Origin of the sequence: Saccharothrix sp. CB00851, from assembly GCF_001905065.1 — a bacterium.
Lineage (GTDB): Bacteria > Actinomycetota > Actinomycetes > Mycobacteriales > Pseudonocardiaceae > Actinosynnema.
On record NZ_LWLC01000041.1, the window covers coordinates 33,685 to 59,873 of the forward strand.

General features: G+C 70.2%; 30 protein-coding genes. 16 read left to right on the forward strand and 14 right to left on the reverse strand.

The window, feature by feature from the left end:
- Positions 1 to 28 precede the first annotated feature (28 nt).
- Positions 29 to 1,267 carry a helix-turn-helix domain-containing protein gene (locus tag A6A25_RS33240; RefSeq protein WP_274534364.1) on the forward strand — a complete coding sequence of 413 codons (1,239 nt, stop codon included), beginning with the start codon at positions 29 to 31 and terminating at the stop codon, positions 1,265 to 1,267.
- The gene (locus A6A25_RS33245; protein WP_083668877.1) at positions 1,264 to 1,797 is read left to right on the forward strand and encodes a flavoprotein; all 534 of its coding nucleotides are present in this window, start codon (positions 1,264 to 1,266) and stop codon (positions 1,795 to 1,797) included. The genes A6A25_RS33240 and A6A25_RS33245 overlap by 4 nt, the downstream gene beginning before the upstream one ends.
- A gap of 47 nt (positions 1,798 to 1,844) precedes the next feature.
- On the opposite strand, the gene A6A25_RS33250 is transcribed toward A6A25_RS33245, so the two are convergent.
- The 12 genes from A6A25_RS33250 to A6A25_RS33305 all read right to left on the reverse strand — a co-directional run bounded on the left by A6A25_RS33250 (position 1,845) and on the right by A6A25_RS33305 (position 10,717).
- The gene (locus tag A6A25_RS33250) at positions 1,845 to 2,468 is read right to left on the reverse strand and encodes a PIG-L deacetylase family protein (RefSeq protein WP_241829047.1); all 624 of its coding nucleotides are present in this window, start codon (positions 2,466 to 2,468) and stop codon (positions 1,845 to 1,847) included.
- Between the two features lie 5 nt (positions 2,469 to 2,473).
- The gene (locus A6A25_RS33255; protein WP_073896997.1) at positions 2,474 to 3,328 is read right to left on the reverse strand and encodes a 5'-3' exonuclease; all 855 of its coding nucleotides are present in this window, start codon (positions 3,326 to 3,328) and stop codon (positions 2,474 to 2,476) included.
- Positions 3,328 to 4,467, reverse strand: coding sequence for a glycosyltransferase family 4 protein (locus tag A6A25_RS33260; RefSeq protein WP_073897000.1), 1,140 nt, complete (start codon positions 4,465 to 4,467; stop codon positions 3,328 to 3,330). Before A6A25_RS33260 ends, A6A25_RS33255 begins: the two co-directional genes overlap by 1 nt.
- Positions 4,460 to 5,023: a phosphoribosyltransferase gene (locus A6A25_RS33265; protein WP_073897002.1), complete on the reverse strand. Its 564-nt coding sequence runs from the start codon at positions 5,021 to 5,023 to the stop codon at positions 4,460 to 4,462. The genes A6A25_RS33260 and A6A25_RS33265 overlap by 8 nt, the downstream gene beginning before the upstream one ends.
- A complete protein-coding gene (locus A6A25_RS33270) occupies positions 5,020 to 5,997 on the reverse strand; it encodes a radical SAM protein (protein ID WP_241829048.1) in 978 nt (325 codons plus the stop codon). Before A6A25_RS33270 ends, A6A25_RS33265 begins: the two co-directional genes overlap by 4 nt.
- Positions 5,994 to 7,058, reverse strand: a complete 1,065-nt coding sequence (locus tag A6A25_RS33275; protein WP_241829049.1) for a glycosyltransferase family 2 protein — start codon at positions 7,056 to 7,058, stop codon at positions 5,994 to 5,996. Before A6A25_RS33275 ends, A6A25_RS33270 begins: the two co-directional genes overlap by 4 nt.
- A complete protein-coding gene (locus A6A25_RS33280; protein WP_073897004.1) occupies positions 7,055 to 7,516 on the reverse strand; it encodes a DUF6884 domain-containing protein in 462 nt (153 codons plus the stop codon). The genes A6A25_RS33275 and A6A25_RS33280 overlap by 4 nt, the downstream gene beginning before the upstream one ends.
- Complete coding sequence (locus A6A25_RS33285; RefSeq protein WP_073897005.1) at positions 7,513 to 8,070, reverse strand: formylglycine-generating enzyme family protein; 558 nt, start codon at positions 8,068 to 8,070, stop codon at positions 7,513 to 7,515. Before A6A25_RS33285 ends, A6A25_RS33280 begins: the two co-directional genes overlap by 4 nt.
- 5 nt (positions 8,071 to 8,075) lie before the next feature.
- Complete coding sequence (locus tag A6A25_RS33290) at positions 8,076 to 8,891, reverse strand: reverse transcriptase domain-containing protein (RefSeq protein ID WP_241829050.1); 816 nt, start codon at positions 8,889 to 8,891, stop codon at positions 8,076 to 8,078.
- Positions 8,892 to 9,056: 165 nt separating this feature from the next.
- Positions 9,057 to 9,761 (reverse strand): 7-cyano-7-deazaguanine synthase QueC, encoded by a 705-nt coding sequence (queC, locus tag A6A25_RS33295; protein ID WP_073897007.1) that lies wholly within the window; start codon positions 9,759 to 9,761, stop codon positions 9,057 to 9,059.
- Between the two features lie 6 nt (positions 9,762 to 9,767).
- Positions 9,768 to 10,250, reverse strand: coding sequence for a hypothetical protein (locus tag A6A25_RS33300; protein WP_241829051.1), 483 nt, complete (start codon positions 10,248 to 10,250; stop codon positions 9,768 to 9,770).
- 224 nt (positions 10,251 to 10,474) lie between these two features.
- Positions 10,475 to 10,717, reverse strand: a complete 243-nt coding sequence (locus tag A6A25_RS33305; RefSeq protein WP_073897052.1) for a hypothetical protein — start codon at positions 10,715 to 10,717, stop codon at positions 10,475 to 10,477.
- 980 nt (positions 10,718 to 11,697) lie between these two features.
- On the opposite strand from A6A25_RS33305, the gene A6A25_RS33315 reads away from it, so the two are divergent.
- A complete protein-coding gene (locus A6A25_RS33315; RefSeq protein ID WP_073897010.1) occupies positions 11,698 to 12,189 on the forward strand; it encodes an NUDIX domain-containing protein in 492 nt (163 codons plus the stop codon).
- Between the two features lie 18 nt (positions 12,190 to 12,207).
- Here A6A25_RS33315 and A6A25_RS33320 read toward each other — a convergent pair whose 3' ends face one another.
- On the reverse strand, positions 12,208 to 12,849 hold the full coding sequence (locus tag A6A25_RS33320; protein WP_241829052.1) for a prepilin peptidase: 642 nt from the start codon (positions 12,847 to 12,849) through the stop codon (positions 12,208 to 12,210).
- Positions 12,850 to 13,113: 264 nt separating this feature from the next.
- Between A6A25_RS33320 and A6A25_RS45980 the strand changes: the two genes are divergently transcribed.
- The 13 genes from A6A25_RS45980 to A6A25_RS33385 all read left to right on the forward strand — a co-directional run bounded on the left by A6A25_RS45980 (position 13,114) and on the right by A6A25_RS33385 (position 25,225).
- Positions 13,114 to 13,704, forward strand: a complete 591-nt coding sequence (locus A6A25_RS45980; RefSeq protein ID WP_241829053.1) for a hypothetical protein — start codon at positions 13,114 to 13,116, stop codon at positions 13,702 to 13,704.
- On the forward strand, positions 13,698 to 14,720 hold the full coding sequence (locus A6A25_RS33330) for a hypothetical protein (RefSeq protein WP_073897013.1): 1,023 nt from the start codon (positions 13,698 to 13,700) through the stop codon (positions 14,718 to 14,720). The genes A6A25_RS45980 and A6A25_RS33330 overlap by 7 nt, the downstream gene beginning before the upstream one ends.
- Positions 14,721 to 14,844: 124 nt before the next feature.
- A complete protein-coding gene (locus A6A25_RS33335) occupies positions 14,845 to 15,555 on the forward strand; it encodes a hypothetical protein (RefSeq protein WP_073897015.1) in 711 nt (236 codons plus the stop codon).
- Positions 15,555 to 16,457, forward strand: coding sequence for a MinD/ParA family ATP-binding protein (locus tag A6A25_RS33340; RefSeq protein WP_073897017.1), 903 nt, complete (start codon positions 15,555 to 15,557; stop codon positions 16,455 to 16,457). Before A6A25_RS33335 ends, A6A25_RS33340 begins: the two co-directional genes overlap by 1 nt.
- A 104-nt stretch (positions 16,458 to 16,561) precedes the next feature.
- A complete protein-coding gene (locus tag A6A25_RS33345; protein ID WP_241829054.1) occupies positions 16,562 to 17,935 on the forward strand; it encodes a CpaF family protein in 1,374 nt (457 codons plus the stop codon).
- Positions 17,923 to 18,846: a type II secretion system F family protein gene (locus A6A25_RS33350; RefSeq protein ID WP_073897020.1), complete on the forward strand. Its 924-nt coding sequence runs from the start codon at positions 17,923 to 17,925 to the stop codon at positions 18,844 to 18,846. Before A6A25_RS33345 ends, A6A25_RS33350 begins: the two co-directional genes overlap by 13 nt.
- Before the next feature lie 5 nt (positions 18,847 to 18,851).
- The gene (locus A6A25_RS33355) at positions 18,852 to 19,745 is read left to right on the forward strand and encodes a type II secretion system F family protein (RefSeq protein ID WP_073897021.1); all 894 of its coding nucleotides are present in this window, start codon (positions 18,852 to 18,854) and stop codon (positions 19,743 to 19,745) included.
- 50 nt (positions 19,746 to 19,795) lie between these two features.
- Complete coding sequence (locus A6A25_RS33360; RefSeq protein WP_054044579.1) at positions 19,796 to 19,984, forward strand: hypothetical protein; 189 nt, start codon at positions 19,796 to 19,798, stop codon at positions 19,982 to 19,984.
- 71 nt (positions 19,985 to 20,055) lie between these two features.
- A complete protein-coding gene (locus A6A25_RS33365) occupies positions 20,056 to 20,439 on the forward strand; it encodes a TadE family protein (RefSeq protein WP_338013243.1) in 384 nt (127 codons plus the stop codon).
- Positions 20,440 to 20,577: 138 nt separating this feature from the next.
- Positions 20,578 to 20,985: a pilus assembly protein TadE gene (locus A6A25_RS33370; protein WP_237048077.1), complete on the forward strand. Its 408-nt coding sequence runs from the start codon at positions 20,578 to 20,580 to the stop codon at positions 20,983 to 20,985.
- A gap of 38 nt (positions 20,986 to 21,023) precedes the next feature.
- Positions 21,024 to 21,440 (forward strand): pilus assembly protein TadG-related protein, encoded by a 417-nt coding sequence (locus A6A25_RS33375; RefSeq protein ID WP_073897055.1) that lies wholly within the window; start codon positions 21,024 to 21,026, stop codon positions 21,438 to 21,440.
- Positions 21,441 to 21,491: 51 nt separating this feature from the next.
- Positions 21,492 to 21,917 carry a hypothetical protein gene (locus A6A25_RS33380; RefSeq protein WP_073897026.1) on the forward strand — a complete coding sequence of 142 codons (426 nt, stop codon included), beginning with the start codon at positions 21,492 to 21,494 and terminating at the stop codon, positions 21,915 to 21,917.
- Positions 21,918 to 22,114: 197 nt separating this feature from the next.
- Positions 22,115 to 25,225 (forward strand): BTAD domain-containing putative transcriptional regulator, encoded by a 3,111-nt coding sequence (locus A6A25_RS33385; RefSeq protein ID WP_241829055.1) that lies wholly within the window; start codon positions 22,115 to 22,117, stop codon positions 25,223 to 25,225.
- 32 nt (positions 25,226 to 25,257) lie between these two features.
- Here A6A25_RS33385 and A6A25_RS33390 read toward each other — a convergent pair whose 3' ends face one another.
- On the reverse strand, positions 25,258 to 25,761 hold the full coding sequence (locus A6A25_RS33390; protein ID WP_073897029.1) for a winged helix-turn-helix transcriptional regulator: 504 nt from the start codon (positions 25,759 to 25,761) through the stop codon (positions 25,258 to 25,260).
- Positions 25,762 to 26,189: the final 428 nt, after the last annotated feature.

Sequence of the window (26,189 nt, forward strand, 5' to 3'; positions counted from 1 at the left end):
CGTACATCGACATCTGAGGTGGTAGACGTTGGATCGGCGACAGGAACTCGCTGCTCGGCGCGAGGCGATGGGCTTCACGCAGGAATCGCTTGCGCAGAAGCTCGGCGTAGAAGCCTCGACGGTCGGTCGGTGGGAGCGTGGCACGCTCACGCCGCAACCGTGGCGTCGGCCGAGAATCGCATCGGAACTCAAGCTCTCGCTCGCCGAGCTCGACACGCTGCTCAATCCTTCGGCATCCGGCGCCGCGCCTGCTGAGGTCACGATCAGTCGACGTGAAGTCATGCGGGATACAGCTCTGCTAACGGGCTCGGTCCTGGCGCACCGTTGGCTCCCCGCGCCCGACAACTTCGCCGAAGCCAGCTCGGACGCAGTTGCTTTGCAAGGTCTGTCCTCGATCACGGCGGCTGTGACGCGGTTGCACGAGACCTATCAAGCCGCTCGGTACGCCGAGGTCGGTGGCGCGCTGTCCACCGTCGCAGACGCCATCACTGCGTTGATGTCCACCAGCCGGGGACAAGAACGACGCCAAGCTCTGATTCTGCGATGTAGTGCCGCAGTGGTGGAAGCGAAGCTGGCAACCAAAACGGGTGACGGCGCGACGGCACGGGCTGCCGCCGAGCGTGCGAAAGCGGCGGCGGACGACGCTGACGATCCGTTTGGACAGGCCGCTGCGGCGTACCAGATGACTTGCGCCTTGCTCAAGCTTGACCAAGCCGCCGCTGCGGAGGAACTCGCGGTCGGTGCGGCTGCAAGCGTGTCTGGCGATGATCCTCGCCGCATCAGTTGGGCGGGCGCGCTGACGTTGATTGCGGCGATCATCGCGGCACGGCGAAACGACGTCGCTTCTGCTTGTGGGAGACTGGACACAGCACAACGACTTGCAGACCGGCTCGGACGAGACGCCAATATCGGCTATACGGCGTTCGGCCCCACCAACGTCACCATTCACCGCATGTCGGCGGCTGTTGCCTTGGATGACCCGTACCAACTGCTCGCCACCAGCGAACGACTCGATCCCACGCGCATGCCCACGGGATTGCGTGGGCGGCGAGCCCAGTTCCACCTCGACAGCGCTTGGGCGCACACTCAGATCGACGAAGATGCCCTTGCGGTGCTGCACTTGCTGGAAACCGATCGAATCGCCCCCGAGATCGTTTACACCAGTCGTACGGCCCACAACCTCATCCGAGACCTGATGGCACGTGAACGGCGTCGTGAAGTACCCGGCCTGCGTGAACTAGCGATCCGTACCGGAGTGGCGGCGTGAGCCATGACCGCGGCTCTGCCTACCTCGTGGTAACGGCCGCGCCGCCGGTGCTAAAGATCAATGAGTTCGTTGCCCTGTTGTCCGAGCAGGGATGGCGGGTGTCGTTGATCGCCACTCCCTCTGCGGCCTCGTGGATCGACCTCGACGCGCTCGCTACCGAAACCGGCTGCATGACGCGGGTGACTGCACGTCCACCAGGCCAACAGGACTCCCTGCCGACAGCAGACATGGTCATTGCAGCTCCGCTGACGTTCAACTCCCTCAACAAGTGGGCTGCGGGTATCAGCGACAGCGTGGCTCTCGGCGTGTTGAACGAGCTGCTCGGCGCCGAGATACCGATTATCGCCGCACCGTGCGTGAAAGCGCTGCTGCGCAAGCATCCTGCGTACGTCGACAGCGTAGAACGCCTCACACAGTGCGGAGTGATCATGCTTGACCCCGATGCGGTGACCACGCGCGCGGAGGACGGGCTTGCGGCCTTCGACTGGGCGCAGATTCTGTCAGCAGTGACCGTGAGTACGAGCGATTAGTCGTTGACCGGCGGCCGTCCGCCACGTGGTCGGACGGCCGGGCGAGGTCACAGGGCTGCCGCAGCTGGCAGGCGTCCGAGGACGGGAAGCGGGACGAAGTTCTCGGCGTGTTCGACGCCGATGCGTGCGCCCCACAGCCGGCCGAGGTTCTGGGCCATCGGCCCGAAGTGCTCGGCGATGGGCTGGGAGGCGTGTGCGGCCAGGGCGCGTTGCTTGGCGGTCCAGGTGGTGGTGATGTCGACGGTGGTGTGGGCGGGAACGGGGCCGTCGAGGGTGAGGCTGTTGTAGGTGTCGGTGGTGTAGACCCGCCGAGGGTGTCCGGTGGCGATGACGACCTCGGGAAGTGCCTCCAGCACGGCTTCGGCGATGCGCCGGTGGTCGGGGTGCACATCGCGCAGCGGGTGGGTGAGCACGACTTCGGGGCGCGTGTCCAGCAGCAGCTCGCGTACTGCCGCCGCGGTGGGCTCGTTGATCTGGTGGAGCCCGGCGCCGAGTACGGCGGCCCCGGCGGCGGCCTCGCTGGCGCGGGGCTCGGGGTGGCGCGGGACAGCGATGGTGACGTCGGCTCCGGCGGCGGCGCAGAGGGCAAGCGTGCCGCCCGTCCAGAGTTCAGCGTCATCAGGATGGGCCATCACGGTCAGAACCGAGGCGGGCGGGATGAACGCGGTCACCGGAGTCACCACAGCCCGAGTTTCTCGATGACCTCGGCAGGCTTAGGTAGCGCCCGGCTGCTGCGGCCGGCGGGGAGCAGGGGCAGGTCGAGATCGGTGCGCATCCTGATCAGGTCGCGCCAGCCGAGGACCTGGTCCCAGGCTTCGGCAACGGCCTTGCCCTTGGTGCCGGTGAGCCGTCCGGCGTCGGCGAGTTGGTCGAGGGTGAGGCCGCCGGCCAGGAGCTTGGCGGCGGTGCCCGTCCCGACGCCGCGCACGCCAGGGATGTTGTCGGCCGGGTCGCCGGTGAGGGCCCGGAAGTCCGCCCACTGGGTCGGTTGGACCTGGTAGCGATCGAACACGGTGTCGGGCTGGATGTGGCGACGGCCTCGCTTCATGGCGGTGTTGAGCACACGGATGCGGTCGTCGATGAGCTGGTAGAAGTCGCGGTCACCGGACATGATCCACACTCGGCGATCGGGGTCGTCGCGGCGGACGTGGGTGACGAGGGTGGCGATCACGTCGTCGGCTTCGGCCGTGTCGATCTCGATCCAGGCCAGCTCGTAGGCGGTCAGTGCTTCCTGGACGTGCGGGATGGCTCGGATGGGTTTGAGCGCGGCTTCGTCGAGGACGCGGTTGGCCTTGTAGTCGCTGTCGGTGGCTTGGCGTTCGGCCGCGCCGTGTTGGCCGTCGAACACCACGATCACCTCGGGCGGCGCGGCGAACTCTTCGCGGATGGCTACGCGGAGTAGCGCGAAGAAGGCGAACTGGGCGGTCAGGTCCCGAGTCTTGTCGCGGGAGTGGATCGCGGCGGGGAAGCCGAAGGCTCCGCGCCAGAGCAGGTTGTGGCCGTCGACCAGCAGAAGTGGGACGTCGGTCATCACCGCACCGCCTTGAGGAAGTCATGGGCGACTGTGGTGGGCAGATAGTCCCGCGAGCGGTAGTACGCAGCCCGTGATAGCGCTGCGTAGCGTAGCGGATCGTCGAGGAGTGCTTCGGTGGCACCCCACAGCCCGAACTCGCCGTGGGCGCGAGGCACCAGGATCCCGCCTGCTCCCTCCCCGGTTCCGATGAGGGCGGGCAGGTTGTCCACGTCGAAGGCGATGACTGGGGTGCCGACGCTCATCGCCTCCAGGGCGACGAGCCCGAAGGTTTCCTTGGTCGAGGGCACGACGACCACGGCGGCGTCGGCCAGCCACGGCTGGACCTGGTCCCAGGGCAGGCCGTCGTCGCGGATACTGCCCAGGAGCAGGTGGGCGGCGGAGTAGGCGCAGCGGCGGTACTCGGCGGCCTGTGCACCGACGGTGTGCTCGAATCCGGCCTCGGCGAGGACGACCTCGATGCCGCGGTCGACGAGGCGGCCGGCATCGAGCAGGGCGCGGATGTTCTTCTCCGGCCCGAGCCGGGCCAGCACCCGCACCGGCCCGCCCTGCCTCAGAGCCTCGCGCTGGCGGGCGTCGGGCGCGCCGTGGTCGTCGAGCAGGGCGTTGGGCACGACCTGCCAGCAGGTGCCGTCGTATCCTCGGTCGTGGGCCTGGCCGAGGACCGTGGCCGACGGCGCGACCACCACGTCGGCGCGCTCCAGGGCGGCCACGAGGTCTTGGTCGTGGCCTACGACGTGCATCGCCAGCACCGTCCGCACGCCAGCGCAGGCCGGAGCAAGGCGCCCGAGTCCCCACAGGGCGTCGACGTAGACGGCGATGTCAACGTGGTGGCGGCGGTAGAGGGCGCGCAGGTCGGCGGCGATGATCTCGTCCTGGCCGTGGGTGCTGATCGCCTCGCGCAGTTCGTCGTCGTCGGCGGGGAAGGTGACCCCGACCGAGCCGAGCACCACCAGGTCCTCGTCCACTTCGTCGTTGGGCGGGCCGGGTTCGACGGCGGTGATGATCAGGGCGCGGTGTCCGAGCTGGCGCAGCCCGTGGGCGAGGGCGGCGGTGGCGCGTTCCATCCCAGCCGGGGCGTTGTCGGTGTAGGAGACCAGGACGAATGCCACGGTCAGCGGCTTGGTGGTGTCAGGCATGGCTGGTCACCCGGTCCGGGCTGGGCATGTCGGTGGTCGGCTGCTCGGGGCGCTTTTCCCACGGGAAGCTGACCCAGTCCGACACGGTCCACACCGAGTAGTCCGGGCCGGTCTCCGCCCCGGTGTTCAGGCACAGCGTCGCGGTGATCACGCGGACGTCCGGGGCGAGGACTGGGGTGAGGACGTTGCGGAGTTTGTGCAGGGTGGCGCCGCTGCCGCAGATGTCGTCGACCACGAGGATCGTGCCGTCGAGCTTGCGGCGGCCGAGGGCGCGATGGAAGGCGTCGATGTCGACGGTGACCTTGCCCGTGGCCTGCCGGTAGAGGCCGTCGTCGGCGTTGTGCCGGGCCTGCACGGTTCGGGGCTTCACGCCGAGGCGGCCGGCGAGGATGCGGGCGGGGGCGACGCCGCCGTTGGCGACGCCGATGACGTGGTTGACCTTCGGGTGGTCGCGGGTGATGGCGGCGAAGAGCAGTAGGCAGGCGTCGCTCAGGGCGTCGGGGGTGACCCGCCAGATGCGTTGGTGCTCGAACACACGCTGTGCGGTGCGGGTCATGCCGAACCGTCCCGTCCGGTCACGGCCAGGCTGACCGGCCCGGTCAGTGGGCGCAGGGCGGCGATGGCGGTGGTGTCCGGCGTGTTGCGCCAGACCTGTCCGTCGGCGCGCACGACGGTGAACCCGGCGGCGTCGGCGCGGGTGCGCAACCGCACCGGAACCGGCGTTGCGCCGAGTGCCGTGACCAGGTGGTGGGCGTCCTCGTCGGGTACTTGTTCGGCGGTGGCGAGTGGGGCGCCTTCGCCGAAGGGCAGGTACTGCAGGACGGTTACCCCGTGGACGCCGAGCCGGTCGGCCAGCTCGACCAGCGCAGGTAGCCCGGCAGCGGTAGAGCGCATAAGCACGGTCTGGATCTGAGTCGGGATGCCGTAAGCGAGCGCGGCGCGGATGCCGGAGACGGCCTTGGCGAAGCTGCCCTCGCCACGCCACCGATCGTGCCGCTCGGGGTCGGGGCCGTCGAGGCTGACCCGGATCGCGTCGACCCGGCGGGCGAGGGCTTCGGCGCGGCGGGGCAGGTGGGTGCCGTTGGTGGTGACGCTGACCGCGCAGCCGCCGTCGACCAGCACATCGAGCAGGGTGGGCAGTTCGCGGATCAGCAGCGGTTCACCGCCGGAGACGTCCACGCCGAGCACCCCGGAAGAGGCGATCCTGGCCGCGACTTCGGCGCGCTCACTGCGGCCGAGCTCCGGGACGCTCTTGTCGTCCAGGCACTGCGGGCAGGCCAGGTTGCAGCGCACGATGGGCGACCAGCACACGCTGACCGGCATCACGTCGCCCAGCTCACCGGGGTGGACTTCCGGTAGCGAGGCGATGCTTTCGTGGGCCAGGGCGGTGCGCCCGGTGAGGACCGGCTGGCCGGTTCGATGGGTCAGGCCGGTGAGCGGGTCGTAAACGACACCGGTCCCGCCGCGCGTGCCGAAGCCGACCATCCGGCGCGCCGAAGCACGGCCGGTGGTCGCGGTTGTCGTGGTCATGGACGTCCCTCGCAGTGGGTGAGCAGCTCGGACATGGATGCGATGAAGGCGTGGGTGCGGCTTCGCGGCGCGGGTAGCTCCAGCAGGTCGCGGTAGCGGGCCAGCGTGCGCGGCCAGCCGGCGAGCTTGTGCTGCCATTGCTCGGCGGCGTCGGGTGGGTCGAGGTGGAACCCGACGGCCTGGCGCAGGGGGATGACCAGCAGCCCGGCGGCGATCAGGCACGCTCCGAGGTAGGTGTCCTCCATGCCCCACCCGATGCGACCGAACTCGGCGTCGAAACCGCCGACGTCGAGCAGGGCGGCGCGCGGCACGGCGACCAGGGCGGTGACGACCATGCGGGGCAAGTCCCAGTCGTAGTAGGACTGCCCGTACCCGAGGTCGATGAAGTCGTGGGTGTCGTCGAGCGGGCGGCCGTCGAGCGGTTCGGGCAGCGTGATCCCGCTGTAGGGCAACACGACGTTGGGCGGTGGCCGCCACACGACCCGGTGGTCGGCGGCGAGGTTCGGGATGCGGCCCAGGATGGCCGGGTCCTGCGAGTGCACCTCATAGCGCAGGTTGTGGCGAAAGCCGACCAGCACGCTGGTGTCCGTGGCGCGCGTGGCGACGTCGGTGATCACGTGCGGCGGGATCACCATGTCGCCGTCGAGGTAGAGCACGGTCTGCCCTTTGGCGAGGGCGGTGCCGACATTGCGTGCGGTGGCCGCGCCCATCCGCTGCGGCAGCCGCACCAGCCGGTCGACCACCCGGTGCCGAGCGGCGACGTGGGCGGTGTCGTCGGTGCTGGCGTCGTCGACGACGATGACCTCGAACTCGTACTGGTGGTGTTGGGACTCCAAGGCGTCGAGCACGGTGGGCAGGCAGTAGCCGACCTGGTGGGCGGGGATGACCACCGAGACGGTGCGTGCGGATGCCAGCCAGCAGTCCGACGGGGTGGGCTGGTGCCAGCCGATCCCGTCGGCGACGGCCTCCCAGGCATGGGTGCTGGAGCTGTGGTTGTTGCCGTGCCGCAGCAACTCCTCCCGCAGCGGCGGCGGGCCGGGGGCGAACTCGGAAGTGGTCACAGCCAGCCCCACCCGGACAACACGGCGCTCGTCCCAGTCCAGTCGACGGGGTTGGGCAGCAACGTCAAGGTCAGCGGCGGCGCGTGGTCGAACAGGCACTCGGCGGCGGCCAGGTACAGCGGCTCCAGCACCACCAGCACGTGCCGCAACGCCTCGGCCCGCAAGTCGGGGGTCAGGCGTTCGGACACGCGCGTCTGGAGCGCTTGCGCTTCGCCGCGGGTACGCAGCTTGTACTCGTAGGTGCCCACGAGGTCGCCGGGGTGCAGCAGGCCGTGTGCCCCGGACAGGATGCGCAGCCGTGCCCGATGCTCGGGTGCGAGGTGGTCGCGCAGACGGGGAGTGAGCGCGCCCAGGTAGAGCTCCAGGGCCGGGACCGGGGTCGTGGTGACCAGCTTCTCCCGGCTGCAGGAGACGATGACCAGTCCCTGCTCGGGCTCGAGCCTGCCGGTGGGAGTCATGGTCGGCGCACCACCCGCATCCCGATGCCCGGCGAGGCCAGCTCGACGGGCGCGGCGTTGAGGAAGGTGGTGCGCGCGTACAGCGTGGGCGAGGCGTAGGAGCCGCCGCGCAGCGTGACGCCGCCGCCCATCGTGGCGCGGGCGGTCCACTCCCAGACGTTGCCCGCCACCTCCAGCAGCCCCTCCGGGGTCGCCCCGTCGGGGTGGGCGTCGACCGGGCAGGTGGTGCCGAGGCCGCAGTCGCGCAGATTCGCCAACTCGGGCGTCCAGTCCTGGTCACCCCACGGCCAGCGCCGCCGGGCGGGGCCGCCCGCCATCCACTCCCACTCCGCCGAGGTCGGCAGCCGCCCACCCAGGGCGCGGGCGATCTCGGTGGCCTCGGCATGGGTCATCCCGGTGACCGGGTGCAGCCCGCGTTCACCACCGCGCTCACCGCGCAGCTGGGCGCAGGTGATCGGGGTGCGCGTCCACAGCAGCGTGCCGACCTCGACCGGCCGGGCATCGTCGCCGAATCGGCAGGTCCCTCCGGATACCTCGACCCACTCGATCTTCATGGTGGTCAGCCCCCGATCAGGAACAGGTCTTCGACGTTGGCGTGCGTTCGTACGCGGCTCTTGGACTCGTTGGGCCGCATCCCGAATTGGGCGAGCGCCTCGGCGATGACGGTGAAGGCGACGTGAGCTTCGGTCTCGTCGGCGGCGAAGGCGGCGTAGTTGTCGGCGAACCGCACCACCCGCAGCCCGCCCAGCAGGGCGTCGGGACGGGATAGGCGCAGGTTGATCAGCAGCGGCGCGAGCCCGGAACCCGGCGCGATCGGGTACGGCATCGCGGCCAGCGCGGTGCGCACTCGGTCGAGGAAGGTGCCGTCGTGAACGTGCCGGGCACACCAGTCGACGACCTGCTCGACGGTGGCGCCCTCGGACACCGAGGCCACATCCACATCGGCGACCGCGCGCAAGCCGGCCTCGACGTGAGCCGCAGCGTGGCGCAGCGCGGTGATGCGGTTGCGGCGAGGCCGGTAACCGGACACCCAGTCGGCCAGCACCTGCGTTTCCAGGATCGGCTCGATCGCGTTGCGCAGCGCGCGGTGCACCAGCCGGTCGATCATCGTGGGCACGCACGCCGTCATCGACTTGCCGGTGTAGGTCGGGAAGGCCACCTCCCGTACCGGGCCCGGCCGCCAGGTGCCCTCGGCCAACTGCTCGGCCAGCCGGGGCAGCAGTTCGGAAGCACGCCGCCGCAACTCCCCGAGCGTCATCCGGTCCGCACCAGGTGCCGAGGTTCGCCGTCCGCACTGCCGCAACGCGGTCCGCAGGTGCTTCTCGTCCAGCAACGGGATCAGCGAGTGCGTCTGCAGGACAGGGGTTGGTGGCACGGCAGGTGGGTGCGCTAGGGTCGGCTCCGCTTGAGCGGCAGGCACGCTCCCTTGATCACCGAGAACCGGCTCGCAACCCAACACGCGCGAGCCGTGATCGAGGGAAAGACGGCCCCGTTCAAGCCCAGGGCCTGTGGGCTTCGCGTCCACGATTCTCACGCTCCTTCACGCGGCCCGGTACACGGTGGGGTCGGCGATGCCGTTGTCGCGGAAGGCTTCTTGGCGTTCGGTGCACGTTCCGCAGGTGCCGCAGTGCACCTCTCGGCCCCGGTAGCAGGACCAGGTGCGGGCGAACGGCACCGCCAGCGCCTCGCCGACGCGCACGATGTCGGTCTTGGTCAGCGTCAGGAAAGGGGCAAGTACCTGGAACCCCGGCACCAGCAGGCCCTCGTTGGCCGCCTGCACGCTGCGGGCGAACCGCTCCACGAACTCCGGTCGGCAATCGGGGTAGATGGTGTGGTCCCCGGCGTGCGCGCCGAAGGCGACCGCGTCCGCGCGCACCGCGATGGCGACCGCCACGGCGATGTCGAGCATGATCGCGTTGCGGTTGGGCACCACCGTGGCTGCCATCGACTCGTCGGTGTAGTGCCCGTCGGGCACCGCCACCGAGGTGTCGGTCAACGCCGAACCGGTCAGCAGCGCGCCCAGGCTGGTCAGGTCGATGATCCGGTGCGGGCTCAGGAGCAGCCGCGCGATCTCGGCGGCGTGATCGAGTTCGACGCGGTGGCGCTGCCCGTAGTCGAACGAGACCAGCGTCAGGCGGCTGTGGCGGGCGGCCAGCCAGTAGGCCAGCACGGTGGAGTCCAGGCCACCGGACGCGATGACGACCGCGTGTTCGGGGTGGCGGTGCTCGGGGTGGTCGATCGTCATGGCCGGTCACCACGTCCGCGTGAAGGTACGCCGAACCGCGCCGACAACGGCTCCCCAACTCGGGAGTTCCCCGCCCGGCTGGGGGCGCTGCAACCAGCACAGACCGCCCTCGGTCGTGCCGAACGCGGGCAGCGCGACCGTGGCGCCCGGCTTGTACCACCCGATCTGGGCGGCCATGAGGTCGTCGACGGTCGACTGGCGCATGGGCGTGCGCGGCTGGGTCAGGAAGACCCAGTCGGCCGCCTTCTTGCCGGGCACGACGATGATCGGCGCGCGCATCATTGCCTGTACGAGTTCATGGTTGACCTCGCCGCCGAACCCGGCCCGCATCACCAGCGCGTCGATCGTCTCGCCCAGGCGCAGCCGGACTTCGCCGGTTTCCGAGGCGATCGTCGTCGGCCAGCTCAGCAGGTTGGTGTAGTACCGCCGGAGCACGCTCGGCGCGATGTCGTCATGCTGCCGGGTGTCGGTTGCGGTTGCTGTGGTCATGGAAAGGCTCCTGTCGTGCAGGGGTTGGTGCGGCGGAGCCGAGGCGCCTCAAGGGAAAACCCCGGCCCCGCCGTGATCGAGGACGCGGCACTTCATGGCCGCGCGGATCGCGCTGATCAACGGTCGGCGCGAGTTCGCAAATCAGGGGACGTCAGCCATCGCTCCGACCCCGTACCAGCCGACCTGATGCGGAGCGCACGGTCTTGGCCGGTTATCGAGACGGCTCACGCGGCTTCGCTTTCCCTGATGAAGCCCAAGCCGTGCGTGCCGACCGTCGCCAGCGCGTGCAGCAACATGGGTGACGGTGGCTGCTTCGGCTGACGCCAATGCCTGCCGACGTAGGACGACACGGCCAAGCTGTGTCTGCCGGAGGTGGCCTCGGAGCGTCGTTGCCGGAACGCCCGCAACAGCAGGCAACCGACGAACACCACAGCGGCGATCGCGGTAATGACCGGAGCCAAGGACATCACGCGGCCCCACCTCGCAGGGTGGGGATCGCGGCGGAACCAGGTATCGGGGTCGTGGTTCCGCCGCGACATGACGGTGAAGCAGAGCGCCCCGCGACGGTTGGGGGACCACCGTCGCCGTACTGCTTCACCGTGCTCGCTATGCCGGTTTCCTCGGAGGGGCCAGACCCACCGGGGGCAGGAGTGGCGGCCACCTTAACGGCGGTGGCAATGACGGAGCGGAACTGCTCGGCCTCAGCGGCGTCGAGCCTGGCCACCTCACCTGGGGGTGCCATCACTACGACGTCCGAGCCACGCACGAGCACCGTCAAGCTCCGAGGGCGGCCGGCGATATCCCGGCACGTCACCGCCCAAGGTCCGCGGTCGTTCATCGTGCGTCACCGCCTCGTGCGGTGGTCCAACTCCGTACCCACACCGGCTGCACGAGAAAACGCGGCACAGCGAGCTTTGTTTGTGGGCATCGCGAAACCGCAGGTTCCGCGAATCGCTGGGAGAGTGTCATCATCTACTCCGTAACTCAGCGAGTCCCGATTTACTTTTGTCCCGAACTTCTGCTACTCCCATAGCGTCGAGCGTTTAGTTATTCACCGGTCGAACCGGAGGGCGGGTAACGGTGCTGGTAGAACCGCTGTTAACCCGCCAACGCAGCTAAACGTCCGCCGCGCGGCGCGAACCAGAGCGGGAACGCAGCGGCGATGGGGCGTCCACTGGGCGGCAGGGCGCGTGACCTGCGGATTTCCCATTCGGGCACGTCTGTGCCAAACGGGTGAAACCGCGTAATACTCTGGGTACTGGCCGCAGAAAAGCGAGACACGACAGGGCGACTTGTGATAGCCGCACCCAGTGTCGAACCGATCGACAGGCACCCCCGGAAGCCAACTCACTCCGGCAGGTCAAGATCGCGATTGCGGTTCTGGGGTTCCGTGGCGCGAGCCGTCTTGACCTGCACAAACAACAGTGAGGGTGTCGTCGTGGCCGGGATGACCGATGACGAGGCGCGCTTCGCCTACCTCGCGGAGGGCAACGCCAAGCAGGCGCGCAAGCGCGTAGCCGCCGACCTGCTGATCCGGGACGAAGCCGGGCGCGTTCTGCTGGTGAACCCCACCTACAAGGACAACTGGGATCTCCCCGGCGGTATGGCGGAGAGCAACGAACCGCCGCGAGCGGCAGGCGCCCGCGAGCTCGCTGAGGAACTCGGCCTCATCGCCACCGCCGGCCGCATCCTGGTGCTGGACTGGGTCGGACCTCACGGACCGTGGGACGACCAGCTGGTGTTCATCTTCGACGGCGGGACGTTGTCACCCGCGCAGGTAAAGACCATCCGGATCTCCGATCCGGAGATCGCAGAGTTCGCCTTAGTCGAACTCGCCGAGGCCAAGACCATGCTGCGGCCCGACATGGCGCAGCGCCTGGCTCGAGCCCTGGACGCCCTAACGACGGGCGTCACGGATTACTCGGAGCAGCTCGGGTGACCAGTACGCTCTCATGCGCTATGAGCCAGTCGCGTTCAACATGACGGTCGCTACGGCACCCAGCGCGAGGAAGGGGCCGAGCGGCATCGGGTCGTCCCGTTCGGCACGGCCGGTCGTCCTGAGCGCGACCCGAACAACTGCTGCGAGCAGCCATCCCAGAAACGTCCCAGTGAACAGCGCCGTCCAGCTCCACCAACCGAGCGCGAGCCCCAGGAGACCGGCGAGCTTGACGTCGCCAGCACCGAGCCCGCCGACCGCGAGTGCGAGGCCGAGGTAGGCCGCAGCGAGGACGACCATGCCGGCCACCGACCGCAGCAGGTTGTCGTAGTTCGCGTAAAGCACGGCGTCCACGCCGAAGGCGCCGGCAAGCACCAGGTAGCTGGGCAGCACCACCACGCCGGGGAGGCGCTGCTCGGCCAGATCCACCATCGCAAGCGGGACCAGCACGGCTGCCAGGTAGCTGTAGGCCAGCAAGGTGACGCTCGAGTCCATCCGCCAGGCCAGCGCTGTGAACAGCAGCCCGGTGAGCGCTGCTGCCGCTGTCCAGCTCCAGCGGCTGAGTCTCCGGTAGTGCAGCAGCTTTCGAGTCATCAGTCCGAGTGCGCTTCCAACCAACACGCCGAGTGCGGTCCACGAAATGATCAATGTTGGCGAGGTCAAGCGCCCTCACCTCTTATCACCCTTCGTAGCAACATCGACACATCTTTCGCCCCCAAAAGGCAGCATCCCTTGCTCTAAGTGTTACCTCGCGACGACCCGCAGAGTGACCGAAGTAGACCGATCGAGTGAATCTTCGTGAGTGGATGTCATACCGACTTCAAAGTCAGTGCTTCCCGACTTTGCAGTCGGTGGGGGTCCGTGGTGTAGACGTGGTGAGTGTCACGAGACACAAGACGATCGTTACGGAAGTCTGGGGGTGCACCTGTGGTAGGGGGGAAGACCTTCCGCGTACAGGGCGGACGTGTCGTACTGGGGATCTTCGCGGCGGCGACGCTCGCCCTGGCCGCGTGTAGCTCCAGCGGCTCGCCGGGAACCGGCGCCAGCACGACGCAGCCACCGCAAGAGACGTCCTCGACGCCGACTACGACGGCGTCCGCAGCCGACAAGGCAAAGCAGGACGCAACTGCGGCGTATCTGGGGATGTGGCGCGAGTTCGCGGTGGCCGGAACGACCTCAGATTGGCAGTCGGCGGCCCTCGGCAAGTACGCGACCGGCGTCGCACTGACCAACTTGACCCGCGGGCTCTACGCCGATCACTACAACAAGCTGGTGACCAAGGGCGAAGCGACGCACGACGCCAAGGTCGCGTCCGCAGAACCTGCGGACAACCCGACAAAGATCATCGTGACCGATTGCAGTGATTCCACCAAGGCGCTGAAGTACCGCGCCGACAACGGTCAACTCGCCGACGACACCCCTGGGGGACGGCGATTGATCAATGGGCAGGTGGAGCTGCAAGGCGACAAGTCCTGGAAGGTCACCGATTTCGCCGTGCGCGAGGTGGGGACATGCTGAACATGAAGCGCGCCGCCGTCGTGGCGGGCGCGGTCGCCGCCGGGCTTGTCCTCGGTACGGCACCTGCGTTCGCGGGCGACAACTACGGCAACGTCAACTGCAACCAGACTCCCACTCCGTTGTGCGACCTGGGGGCTGGCACAAGCGGCGACCCCAACAGGCCCGGAGGAAACCCCGGATCCAACAAGCCAGGCCGCCCCGGAGGCAACGACTCCAGCACCGGCAGGCCAAGCAACCCCGGCGACACCATCGTCGGCGGGGACTCGAACCTGGCGAGTTGCTCCTACGTCAAAAGTGACTACCAACCACCCTCCGGTGGCGTGGTCACCGCCTCCTACAAGCCATCGACCACCAGCGGCGGAGTGGTCCACGCTGCGGTGTTCCGGCCGACAGCGTTCCGTGCCCAAGCGGCGCAGCCGGGTCAGGGGCCGGGCGCGTGGTACGTGTGGAAGTGCACCACTGAAGGCGTCACGGATGGGCTCTACCGGCCACCGGTATGGATCGCCGACGGACAGCAGCCCGGCGCGGCCCTGTTGCCCTCACCCGCCGAGCTCGCGCAGATGGCCCGCAAGCAGCTCCGACTGCCCTCGCCGTCAATCGCGGCGAACCCGGCCGGCGACCAATTGGTGAACCTGCCGACCTGGATGTGGCTGTCTGGCGGCTGGGGACCGGTCTCGGCCACCGCCGCGGTTCCCGGCGTGTCGGTGACGGCGGTCGCGACGCCGACCTCCGTGACCTGGGCGATGGGCGACGGCTCGACCGTCACCTGCACCGGCGCCGGAACACCCTACAAGGCAGGCACAGATCCCAAAGCGCCATCGCCGGATTGCGGCCACGTCTACCGCCGATCGTCAGCGAGCCAACCAGGGCAGGCGTACCCGGTGACGGCGACCGTGCACTGGACCGTGACCTGGTCCGGTGCGGGCCAGGGCGGGACGTTCCCGGACATGACCACGACGGGCAACGCGACCTTCCGCGTGGCGGAATCGCAGGCTCTCAACAACGGCGGCGGCTGACCCCGCCACTGCCTCCCCGCGAGGCACCACTTCCCAGCCCACAAAGCGATGACCACCTGTTCCGCTCGCTGACCATCCTCTGGCGACGCGGCGCACTACCCCCATGCCTTTTGGAGGTACCGGCGTGAGCACCAACACCACGATCCGGCCCGACACCGACCGAGCCACGAGCACGGCCAACGGCCCCTGGATCAACGACGGCAAGAAGCCTCCCGCCTCGCGGTTGCGCACCACAGGGCGGCGCCGCAGCGTGCCGTACCTGCTGCTCGGCGTGCTGCTCGTCCTGGCGTGCGTGGGTGGCTTCGTGCTGATCTCGCTGAACTCCGGAGATCGGCAGTCCGTGCTCGCGCTGGCTCGCGGCGTGCCGGTAGGGCACGTGCTGACCACACAGGACCTGCGCCAGGTCAACGTCGCGGTCGACCCCGGTGTCGCGGTCGTCGGCGCGGACCAGGCGGCCACCGTGGTCGGCAGGCCGATGGCCACCAGCCTGTCGGCCGGGGCGCTGCTCACCCCGGACGCCGTCGGCGGCGCCGCGGTCCCGACGAACGGGCAGGCCATCGCCGCCCTCGCGCTCAAACCGGGCCAGTTCCCTGCGGAAGTTGGACCGGGAGCGCGGGTGTCGGTGGTGTTCGTGCCCGGCCAGGCCGGAACCGCGACCAGTCCGCCCGCCGATGGCGGCACGGTCTGGCCGGCGGTGGTGACCAGCGTGACCACCCCGGCGAACGACCAGAACACCGTGGTGTCGGTGCAGTTGTCCGAGGCCGCCGCCCGCCAGGTCGCCGCGGTGCCGGCCGGTCAGTTGTCGATCGTGATGCTCTCTGCTGGGGGTCGCTGATGTTGATCTCGGTCCTGTCCCTGAAAGGCTCACCGGGCGCCACCACGCTGGCCGTGGCCTTGGCTGCCCGCTGGCCCGCTCCGGCACGTGCCCTGGTGGTCGAGGCCGATCCTTCCGGTGGCGATCTCGGCCTGCGGTTCTCGCTGTCCTCGACACCGGGCCTGGTGAGCCTGGCCGCCGACGCGCGCCGTGGCGGCGACGCCGATCTGGTGTGGCGGCATACCCAGCAGCTTCCCGGCGGACTGCCGGTGATCGCCGCCCCACCCGATGCTGATCAGGCCCGCGCGGCGCTGTCGGCCTTGGCTCCCGACCCAACCAGCGGCCTGGGTGTGCTGCGGGCGGCGGCCAACCAGCCGGGCACGGTGGTCATCGTCGACTGCGGGCGTGTGGACCCCGGCTCGCCCGCTCTGCCGATCGTGCGCGCCTCCGACGCGATCGTGCTGCTGTCGCGGGCTCACGCCGACGACCTCGCGCACCTGCCGCGCCGGCTGCCCACCGTCGGCCGCTGGAGCCCGAACCCGGTTCTGCTGCTGGTGGGCGAGGGCTACTCCACCGCCGAGGTCGCCCGCGAACTCGGCGTGCCGCCGCTGGGACGCGTGCCCGACGACCCGAGTGGCGCGGCCGTGCTGTGCGGTCGGCCGAACAAGCTGCGCTGGGGTCGCAGCGGCCCCGCGCATTCGGCGCTCGGCCGCTTTGCCCACCGGGTCGCCACCGAACTCGCCACTCGCGAGCGCCCACCGGCCAGCCAGAGTCAGCCCCGGCCCGCTGAGCCGGTGGCGCAGGTCCCGGTTCTGCGCTCGGTTCCGGGTGTGCCACCCGGCGCGGTCTCGTCCAACGGCGTGCGCGTCGCGCCTGGCCCCGCGACCGATCGCCGCGACCAGCAGGGAGGGCAGGCGTCGTGACGTACCCGAGCAACCAGTACCCGGCGCCGGTGCCTCTGCGCCCCCACCAACAGCAGCCCGGATCGGCCCCGTTCGGTAGCGCCGCACCAGGTACAGATACTGGTGTGCCGCCGCTGGGATGGGGCACCGACGAGGACACGGCTGACCTGTCGGCCGCCACGACGCGGCTGCGGCAGCACCTGCGGGAGCGGTTGAACGCCGAGCTTCCGCAGCGGGTGGCCGATCAGCAGGACCGCACCGGGACGACGGCCAACCGCGAGGCCCGGCGCGAGCTGGCGCGCGGCATCCTCGACGAGGCGCTGCGGGTGCACACCGAGAACGAGCTGGCCGCGGGTCGGCAGCTGCTGCCGCGTGAGGTCGAGCAGCGGGTCGTCGGGGAGGTCGTCAACGAGCTGTTCGGCATGGCCGGGCTCCAGCCGCTGCTGGACGACCCGATGGTGGAGACGATCAACGCCAACCGCTTCGACCGGGTGTTCGTCCAGTACAACGACGGCCGCCGCGCCCCGGTCGGGCCGATCGCGGGCTCGAACGAGGAGCTGACCGACCTGGTGCGGCTGCTCGCCGCCCGCGCGAGCAGCCAGGAGCGGCGGATCGACCAGGGCTCCCCGGCGGTCAACCTCCAGCTCCCCGGCGGGGAGCGGCTGTTCGCGGTGATGGCTCTGACCGCCGGGGGCGTGACCGCGCTGTCGATCCGCCGCCACGGCTACCTCACCGTCACCCTTCCGGAGCTGCGCCGCCGAGGCACCGTCGATCCCGGCCTGGAGCAGTACTTGCGTGCGCTGGTCAAGGCCCGCAAGAACGTCTTGATCACCGGCGGCACCGGTGCGGGCAAGACCACCCTGCTGCGTGCGCTGGCGTCCGAGATGGACCCGCTGGAGCGCATCGTCACCATCGAGGACGCCTTCGAACTCGGGTTGGACCACGACCCGGACATCCACGCCGACGTGACCGCCTTCCAGGCGCGCGAAGCCAACGTCGAAGGCGAAGGCGCGATCAGTCAGGCCGAACTCGTGCGGTGGGGCCTGCGCATGTCGCCGGACCGGGTGATCGTCGGCGAGATCCGCGGTCCCGAGGTCATCCCGATGTGCAACGCCATGTCCCAGGGCAACGACGGCTCGATGGCCACCCTGCACGCCTCCAGTTCGCGGATCGCGTTCACCCGGCTCGCCTCCTATGCCGCCCAGGGTGTCGAGCGGCTCCCGCTGGAGGCCACCAACCTGCTGGTCGCCTCGGCGGTGCACTTCGTGGTGCACCTGGCCCGCGCCGAGGACCGACGCACCCGTGTCGTGTCCTCGATCCGCGAGGTCGTCGGCGCCGATGGCCCGCAGGTGATCTCCAACGAGGTCTACCGCCCTGGTCCCGACCGCCGCGCGCGCCCCGTGGCCGGAGCGCTGCGCAGCGACACCCTCGACGACCTGCTCGACGTCGGCTTCGACCCCGGCGTGCTGGAGAACCCCGAGGGCTGGTGGGCGCCGTGAACATCACCTTGAGTCCCACTACCGCAGCCGCGGCGCTGCTCGGCGTCGGCACCGGGCTCGGCCTGCTGCTGGTGGTCCTCGGCTGGCGCGGAACCGACCCCCAGCGTCAGCGTCGCACCCGGACCCGCGCGGCCGGGAACGTGGACCAGCACCGCGGCCTGCGGATCGCGCTCGCCGTGACCGCCGGGGTGGTAACCGGGCTGCTCACCGGCTGGGTTGTCGGCGCCGTCTTGGCCGGCCTTGCCGCCTGGGCGCTGCCCAGGGTGCTGGGCCGCGACCCCGAGCACGCCCGCCGAGTCGCGCGGATCGAGGCCATCGCCACCTGGACCGAGATGCTCCGCGACACCCTGTCGGCCGCAGCGGGGCTCGAGCAGGCCATCCTCGCCACAGCGCCACTGGCACCGGCGGCCATCCGCGGTGAGGTCGGCGAGCTCGCCGCCGGGATCGAGAACGGCGACCGGCTCGCGCCCGCGCTGCGCCGTCTCGGCGAACGCCTGGACGACCCGGTCGGGGATTTGGTCATCGCCGCCCTGCTGCTGGCCGCCGAACAACAGACCCGCCAGCTCGCCGAACTGCTCGGCTCGCTGGCCGACGCCGCCCGCGGTCAAGCCTCGATGCGGATGCGCGTTGAGGCCGGACGTGCTCGCACCCGCACCTCGGTGCGCGTCATCGTCGGCACCACTCTGGCCTTCGCCGTCGCCGTGGTGCTGCTCAACCGCAACTACATGGGCGCCTACGACAGCGCCGCCGGGCAGATCGTGCTGCTGGGCATCGGAGCGCTCTTCGCCGCCGGGTTCGCGTGGTTGAACCGCATCGCCCGCGTCGCCCAGCCCGACCGCTTCCTCTCCACTGCCGACCAGGACTCGGCGACCAGCCCGGCACGGGGTCTCGTGACCGCGAGGCAGGAGTGAACGCCATGATCACCTACATCGCCCTGGGAATCGGATCCGGGATCGGCCTGTGGGCCTTGGCGGTCTATCTGTTTCCGCCACGACCGGCCCTCGGCGCGGTCCTGGCCCACGCCACCGCCCCACCCGCTCCGCCACCCATCCTCGCCACCGACGACACCGGCTGGGCCGTCCGCCTCGGCCGCCCCGCCGTCGCACCGTTGCGCGCGCTCGGGCTCCCCGGTCCACGCCTGGCCAAGGACCTGGCGGTCATCGGCCGCTCGACCTCGACCCACCTGGCGGAGAAAGCCACCCTCACCGTTGCCGGACTGCTGCTGCCCGTCCTGCTGACCGTGGTCCTCACCGTGGCCGGTCTCGGCCCAGGCTTCGAGTTCCCGATCATCGCCGGACTCGTCCTGGCGGCCGTCGGGTTCGTCCTGCCGGACCTGCAAGCCCACTCCGAAGCCGCCAAGCTGCGCACCGGCTTCCGCCACGCGCTCTCGGCCTACCTGGACCTGGTGTGGATCACCCTGGCCGGGGGAGCCGGGGTCGACAGCGCGCTGGGCGACTCGGTCAACATCGGACGAGGGTGGGCGTTCGAGCAGATCCGCCGCGCCCTGGACACCGCCCGCCTCACGCGCGCGACCCCGTGGGCGACCCTGCGCCAGCTCGGCGAGGAACTCGACGTCACCGAACTCGCCGAGCTCGCCGCCTCGGTCAGCCTGGCCGGCACCGAGGGCGCCAAGGTCCGCACCTCCCTGGCTGCCAAAGCCGGAGCACTGCGCACCCACCAGATCACCGAGGCCGAGGGCGACGCCCAAGCCGCCACCGAACGCATGAGCCTGCCGGTGATGGCGCTGTTCCTCGGGTTCCTGGCCTTCATCGCCTACCCCGCGCTCACGCAGGTCCTCAATGGACTGTGACATCTCACGCGGACAACGACTGAACGTGAACGACAAGGGAGGACAACACGATGCGCACACAAGTGGAGGCATTGTGGACAGTGGTGCAAGCACGGTGGGAGGAGCTGCGGCGCCAGCCGGAGGCCGGGTACTCGACCGAGACCGTCCTGGTGACCGCGCTGCTGGTCGTGGCTGCGCTTGCGGTGATCGCGATTGTCATCGCGAAGGTCACCGAGAAGGCCAACGGCATCACCATGTGATTCCCATGATCCACAAGCACAGCAAGCGGTCATCAGCGACTCGCACCGGATGGGGGCGAGTCCGCCGAGCGCTGCGCGGTGATCGTGGCTCGGTCAGCGCGGAACTGGTCATCGCGACACCCCTGCTGTTGCTGATGCTGATGGCCATCGTGCAGTTCGCGCTCTGGTCACATGCCACCCACATCGCCCAAGCCGCTGCCTCGCAGGGGCTCGCGGTCGCACGGTCCCAGAACGGGACTGCCGCGGCCGGCACGTCCAGCGCGCGGCAACTGCTCGACCAGCTCGCGAGCGGTCCGCTCACCGGCTCCGCCGTCACCTCGGATCGGAGCGCGGCCTCGGCGTCGGTGCGGGTCAGCGGGACCGCGACCTCGGTCGTGCCGTTCCTGAGCCTGCCTGTGCACGCCGAGGCCGTCGGGCCCGTCGAACGTTTCGTCCCCGACCTGGCGAGCGGGTGACCCGCGATGACACCGCAGACGATGTCATCGCGGACGCCGCCGCCCCGCGCGCCCGTCATGACCCCCGGACGGCGTCAGGGCCGCGTGCGCCCCGGTCGGCGGGGGTGGGCGGCCTGGTGGCGTGCTGATGACGGCTCGGTGGCCGCCGAAGTCACCATCGCCGCGCCGTTCCTGGTCATGCTGCTGGTGTTCGTCGGGGTGGTCATCCACCGAGGGGTGGACGCGCGGATCCGCATCGACGACGCCGCCCACCAGGCGGCCCGCGCCGCGAGTATCGAACGCACCCCGACGGCTGCGACCGCCGCGGCCCAGTCGACCGCCGCGAGCGCGCTGTCCTCGGCGGGGGTGACGTGCGCGTCTCTGTCGGTGAGCACGTCGACCGGTGGCCTGCGCCCCGGCGGCACGGTCAGCGTGACCGTGTCCTGCGCCGTCGACTTCGGCGACGCGCTCATCCTCGGCGTGCCCGGCGGCAAGACCCTGTCGGCGACCTCGGTCGAACCCGTGGACCTCTGGCGGTCGACCCTGAACACCGGGAGCCAGACATGACCCGGCGAGGCCGCCACGCCCAGCGCAGCCGGTGGTCGATGTGGTGGCGCGCAGACGAGGGCCGCGTGACCGCGTTCGTCCTGGCGCTGACCGTCGGCATCCTGGCCTTGGCCGGCCTGACCCTCGACGGCGGCCTCGCGCTGGCCGCAAAAGTACGGGCCAACGGCCAGGCCGAGGCCGCCGCCCGCGCCGGCGCCCAGGCCATCGACCTCACCGCCTACCGCGGCAACGGCACCCTGCAACTCGTGCCTACCCAGGCGGTCGCCAACGCCCAGGCGCACCTGGCCGCCGAGGGCGCCTCCGGCACGGTGACCGTCTCCGGCGACACCGTCACGGTCACCGTGACCGCCTCGCAGACCACCCAGCTGCTCGGACTGGTCGGCATCGGATCGCTCCAAGTGCACGGACAGAGCAGCGCACACCCGCAGCGCGGGGTGACCGCGATCGACCCATGACCACACCGTCGTCCGTCGTGAACACGGCCATCGCAGAGAAGGGACAGCAGCATGGCAACGCCCGAGGAGATCCGCCAGCGCGTCGAGGAGGCCGACACCGCCCGCAGCGCCCGCAGGGCTGCCGCCGCACAGCAGGTCGGCGAACTCGCGGGGCGCCGGGCCGCGATCGTCGAACAGCTCGACGAGGTGGAGCGCGAGCTCGGCGACGTGGTGGCCGACGCCCAGGACGTCATCGACGTCGACGAGCTGGCGGCGTTCACCGACCTCAAGCCATCAGACCTCACCGGGTGGCTCGCGGCGCGCAAGCCCGGCCGCGGCAAGCGAAAGAAGGCCGCACCCACGACCGGCGCGCCGGGTGATACGCGCTCCATCTCTGAACCGAGGACACCCGCACCTGAGCAGAGGTCCAACTCGCGCGAGGGCTCGACCGCTGCCGGGACGGACAAGCCCGAGCCGCTCGTCGCCCATGCGAGTTGACCGTGCCCGCGCTCGCGTCGCCCGCGGGGTTCGCCCATAGCCCCGACTCATCACGGCCGTGTGACCGGGCGGCGAGCGAACACGTCCAGTTCTGCTGAGGAAACGAGAACGTCATGGCCGCATCACCGCATCGCTCCCGCCGCAAGCCGCGTCGGCCGCCGCGAACGCGAGGCCGGATGTGGCACGGCGTCGGGTGGGTGCTCGGATTCCTCACCAGGCTGGTGCGCGGCCTGCTGGCGGCTGCCGTCCTGGTCGCGCTGTTGGCCGGGTTGCCGTGGGCGTTGACGCACTTCGTCGGCTGGCCCTTGCCGGACCACCTGCCCTCCTGGGCGGAGGTCCAGGGTGTCCTGCTCGGCCCGATGACCACCACGTTCCTGCTGGACTTCCTCGCCTGCCTGACCTGGCTCGTGTGGGCGTTCTTCGCCCTCGACGTCGTCCGCTGCGCGGCCGAGATCGCCCGCGACGCCCGGATGCCGGACCTGTCGGCGGCCGGTCCGGTGCACCGGATCGCGGCCGTGCTCGTCGGCGCGGTCCTGATCTCCATCCTCGGTCAACGCGCCGGCTTGCCCGCCGCGAGCCCGTCTGCTGCGGGCGGTGCCGCTGCTGACGTGGTGGCGACGGCTCCCGCATGGAACACACCCGCCGAACACGCCGAGTTCACCGTGGTGCGACCGGTTGCCCACAGCGTGCCGTATCACCACGCGGCGACCGGAGCGATCGAGCAGCCCAGCCGCGCGAAAGCCGCCGTGGTGCTCCCGTACAACCCCGACACCGGCATGTACGACTCGCTGTGGCGGATGTCCGAACGCACCCTCGGCGACGGCAACCGCTGGCCGGAGATCTATGCACTCAACAAGGGCAAGCCCCAACCGAATGGCGGCACATTCACCCGGCCCGGTCTGATCTTCCCCGGCGAGGAGATGGCCCTGCCCGATGACGCCACCGTCAGCTCCCCACCAGCCACCGCCCCGGTGCCGCCGCCGGTCACCCCGCCCCCTGCACCCGAGCCGCCCAGCAGCACGACGACACCGCCTCCGTCCACAACGCAACCACCCGCCACCACCGAAGCCCCACCGACCACTCAGGCTCCACCGGCGACCCAAGCGCCACCAAGCACCGACGCGGTGGGCGAGCCGGGGATCAGCTGGGGCGAGGAACTGTTCGTCAGCCTCGGCCTGGCCGCAGCGGTCAGCGCCGCCCTGGTCGCTGCCCGGCGGCGGAACCGACGCCGGTATCAGCCCGGCAGCGGCGACCGCAGCGACCTACCCGTCGCCCCGGTCGTCTACCAGCTGCGACTGGCACACCTGCGCGCCGACCACGACGACACCACTGGCGCCGACGACGAGGTGGACCTCGACTGGCCGGGCCAGCGCCCACCACGCGCACCGGCACCGCCGCTCGTACTCCGCACCCATGCCGACGCCGACGACGTCCCCGACGACCAAGCGCCGGTCCTACCAGTCGGTGTCCGGGACGGCCGCGAGATCGCCGTGGACATTGCCTCCGCACACGGCCTGGGCCTGCTAGGCGCGGGTGCCCCCGCAGCGGTTCGTGCGCTGCTCGTAGCCATCCTGAGCACGGCGTTCACCACCACCCACAGGCCGGCCACGGTCATCGTGCCAGCCGACGACCTCGCGGCCCTGTTCGGCAGGCGCGTGGCGCAGGCACCGCTTCCCGCGGCTGTGCACGTGGCAGCCGATCTGGACGCCGCACTGGACATGCTCGAATCCGAGACCCTGGTGCGCGTCGGTCAACTTCCACCCACCGGCCAACCCTGGGGGCCCGTTGTGCTGGCAGCCCGCGCACCCGGCCGCCAGGCCCGCAGGCTGCAGGCGGTGCTGGACAACGGCTCAACCGTCGGCGTGACCGGGCTGCTGCTGGGCCAGTGGAGCGCCGGGGTAACCGCCTACGTCCGCGACGACGGCACCATCTCCACCACCAACCCCGGCCTCGGCGAACCGCTGCGCGGCGCCCATGTGTTCCGACTGGGCTACGACCACCTCGCCGACCTGCTGAACCTCCTGCGACACGCCAACCCCGACGACGAGCCCGAGTTCACTGATACCGCCAGCGACGAACCGTATCCGGCTGCCGCGCCGCGCCCTCACGTCGTCGTGGCCGATTCCGTTCCCGTCACCGTCGAGCCCCCGGACACCGTGGTGGACCGCGGCGCGAGCACCGACGATCGCGGACACACAATCGGCGCGGACGCGCTCGCCGAGGGCATGACCCAAGCGCCGGTCGCCGACACAGACCTGGAGCTGTTGGCAGCCCCAAGCGATGACGACCGGCGAGGCGACGGTGAGCTGGAGATCCTTCGGCCGGAGCCCGCGCCCACGACGTCACTCGGTCTTCGGCTGCGTCCCGTCCAACCTGTTCGCCCCGACGCCGACCAAGCAAACCAGAATGCCGATGAAGGCCACCGACACAGCTGGCCGGCGGGGAGCCAACCACAGGGCCCCGCCCAGCCGCGCGAGGCGTCGTCCGCGCCGTTGCGCGTCAGCGTGCTCGGGCCGCCGCGGGTGTGGTGGCATCCCGCGCCGGCAACACCCGATGGCGAGGCTGCCGAACGCGAGATCACCTCGGCGTTCCAGCCACGCCTGCGCGAACTGCTGGTCTTCCTGGCGCTGCACCCCGACGGCGCCAGCCGCGAGGCACTCATCGCCGCCCTGTGGGCCGCGAGCCCGCCGGAGCGGACCACCAACGCGATGAACACCTCGCTCTCGCGTCTGCGCCGCGCCCTGGCCGCCGCAACCGGCAACGTGTTGTCCGACCTCGTGGTGGTCGGTGAGGGCCGCTACCGGCTGGACCCCGACCTGGTGGAGGTCGACTACCACCACTTCGCCGCCGCCGTGGCCGCCCGCCGCGCCGCCGTCACCGACGCCGACCGGGTCCAGGCGTACCGGCGGATCGTCGACCACTACACCGGCCCCCTGGCCGACGGGCTTTCCACCGACTGGATCGAGACCGCCCGCGAGGCCATCCGCCGCGACGCCATCGACGCCGTCGCCGCACTGGCCCGCGCCCTGGTCGCCGACGACCCGCAGCAGACGCTGGACCTGCTCGAGATCGCGCGCGCGTTCGACCCGCACAACGAATTGATCTACCGCGACATCATGCGCCTGCAGGAACGCCTCGGACAGCTCGACGCCATCCCGCGCACCCTGACCCTGCTGACCACACGGCTCGCCGAGGTCGACGACCGGCCCACGCACCAGGCCGTCGACCTGGCCGACCGGCTACGTCGCCGCCACGACGCGCCCGGCGAGCCGGGGCGAGCCGACCGCGGGCACAGCCGAGCCGGATGAACCCCGCAGGCACCCTCGTGCGCGGCGCCGGGTCACCCGACGCCGCCACCGGCACAACGGCGACGCCCGGCGGAGTGGAACCGGCCGGCACCGGCCGGGGAATCGAGATCCACGACATCATCGACAATGGCCGCCTCCCCGCCACTGCGACGGCTGTGCGCCTGCGCCTGCGAGAGCAATCCCGGATGGGCACGAGTCCACTCGAGCAGAGGCTCTGCCAGCGCCAACACCTCCGCGACCGCCGGAGTCAACGAGTACACGACTTCCGGCGGAAAAGACTTATCGCAACTCTCGCGGCCGATGAGCCCCTGCTCGCGCATCTTTTTCAATGTGCGCGCCAGAATGCTATCGTGCAGTACAGCGTGTTTGTCCGTCCAATTCTCGTCGATGGAATACGAGTTGACCGTGGAAAGAATCTCCACCCGACGCAGCGGGCCGTCCCGGAGTGCCACCAGGATGGCGGGCACCCACTTGTCCCCGAAAAGGTTCTTCAGGTCATACAGTCCACGAAGGACCCTGTCGTCTCGCTCCGTCACCGCGCCTCCCCGTGTGCACTGACCGGGCCCCCACTGCGCGCCCGCTCGTCACGTCCTGCGGCACGCCCTTCCCCGAGCCTGCCGCCGAGGCGATCATGCCTGCTCAGCGCGACCGCTCCGTCACCCACCGCATCCCCTGGCGACGGGTATCGAGCCTCCTACGCTACGCCAAACGGTCGAAATCGCCCACCGTATTCCTACTCAACCCAACTTCGATGAGATGTCACCCGGCGTAGCCGGTAGGGAGATCGACAGCGCATACGGTCACTTTCCTGGTGAGCTCGTGTTTTCAACTGTCATGGATTCTCGCGTTGTTGGAGCCGGTTCAGGGCTGTCGGGAGCTGAGGTAGCGGCTCCATGTGATGCCTTGTTCGGCTGCTATTCGAGCGGTGGTGTCGGGGTGGATTCCGAGCATGGAGGCGACCACA

Excerpts from the sequence above, each read along its gene's own strand:
- A6A25_RS33360 (WP_054044579.1), top strand. The coding sequence starts at position 19,796 with ATGCGCACACAAGTGGAGGCATTGTGGACAGTGGTGCAAGCACGGTGG.
- A6A25_RS33330 (WP_073897013.1), top strand. The coding sequence starts at position 13,698 with ATGCTGAACATGAAGCGCGCCGCCGTCGTGGCGGGCGCGGTCGCCGCC.
- A6A25_RS33375 (WP_073897055.1), top strand. The coding sequence starts at position 21,024 with ATGTGGTGGCGCGCAGACGAGGGCCGCGTGACCGCGTTCGTCCTGGCG.
- A6A25_RS33315 (WP_073897010.1), top strand. The coding sequence starts at position 11,698 with ATGACCGATGACGAGGCGCGCTTCGCCTACCTCGCGGAGGGCAACGCC.
- A6A25_RS33300 (WP_241829051.1), bottom strand. The coding sequence starts at position 10,250 with ATGACCACAGCAACCGCAACCGACACCCGGCAGCATGACGACATCGCG.
- A6A25_RS33280 (WP_073897004.1), bottom strand. The coding sequence starts at position 7,516 with ATGACTCCCACCGGCAGGCTCGAGCCCGAGCAGGGACTGGTCATCGTC.
- A6A25_RS33355 (WP_073897021.1), top strand. The coding sequence starts at position 18,852 with ATGATCACCTACATCGCCCTGGGAATCGGATCCGGGATCGGCCTGTGG.
- A6A25_RS33340 (WP_073897017.1), top strand. The coding sequence starts at position 15,555 with ATGTTGATCTCGGTCCTGTCCCTGAAAGGCTCACCGGGCGCCACCACG.
- A6A25_RS33260 (WP_073897000.1), bottom strand. The coding sequence starts at position 4,467 with ATGCCTGACACCACCAAGCCGCTGACCGTGGCATTCGTCCTGGTCTCC.
- A6A25_RS33285 (WP_073897005.1), bottom strand. The coding sequence starts at position 8,070 with ATGAAGATCGAGTGGGTCGAGGTATCCGGAGGGACCTGCCGATTCGGC.
- A6A25_RS33305 (WP_073897052.1), bottom strand. The coding sequence starts at position 10,717 with ATGTCCTTGGCTCCGGTCATTACCGCGATCGCCGCTGTGGTGTTCGTC.
- queC (WP_073897007.1), bottom strand. The coding sequence starts at position 9,761 with ATGACGATCGACCACCCCGAGCACCGCCACCCCGAACACGCGGTCGTC.
- A6A25_RS33265 (WP_073897002.1), bottom strand. The coding sequence starts at position 5,023 with ATGACCCGCACCGCACAGCGTGTGTTCGAGCACCAACGCATCTGGCGG.
- A6A25_RS33380 (WP_073897026.1), top strand. The coding sequence starts at position 21,492 with ATGGCAACGCCCGAGGAGATCCGCCAGCGCGTCGAGGAGGCCGACACC.
- A6A25_RS33255 (WP_073896997.1), bottom strand. The coding sequence starts at position 3,328 with ATGACCGACGTCCCACTTCTGCTGGTCGACGGCCACAACCTGCTCTGG.
- A6A25_RS33270 (WP_241829048.1), bottom strand. The coding sequence starts at position 5,997 with ATGACCACGACAACCGCGACCACCGGCCGTGCTTCGGCGCGCCGGATG.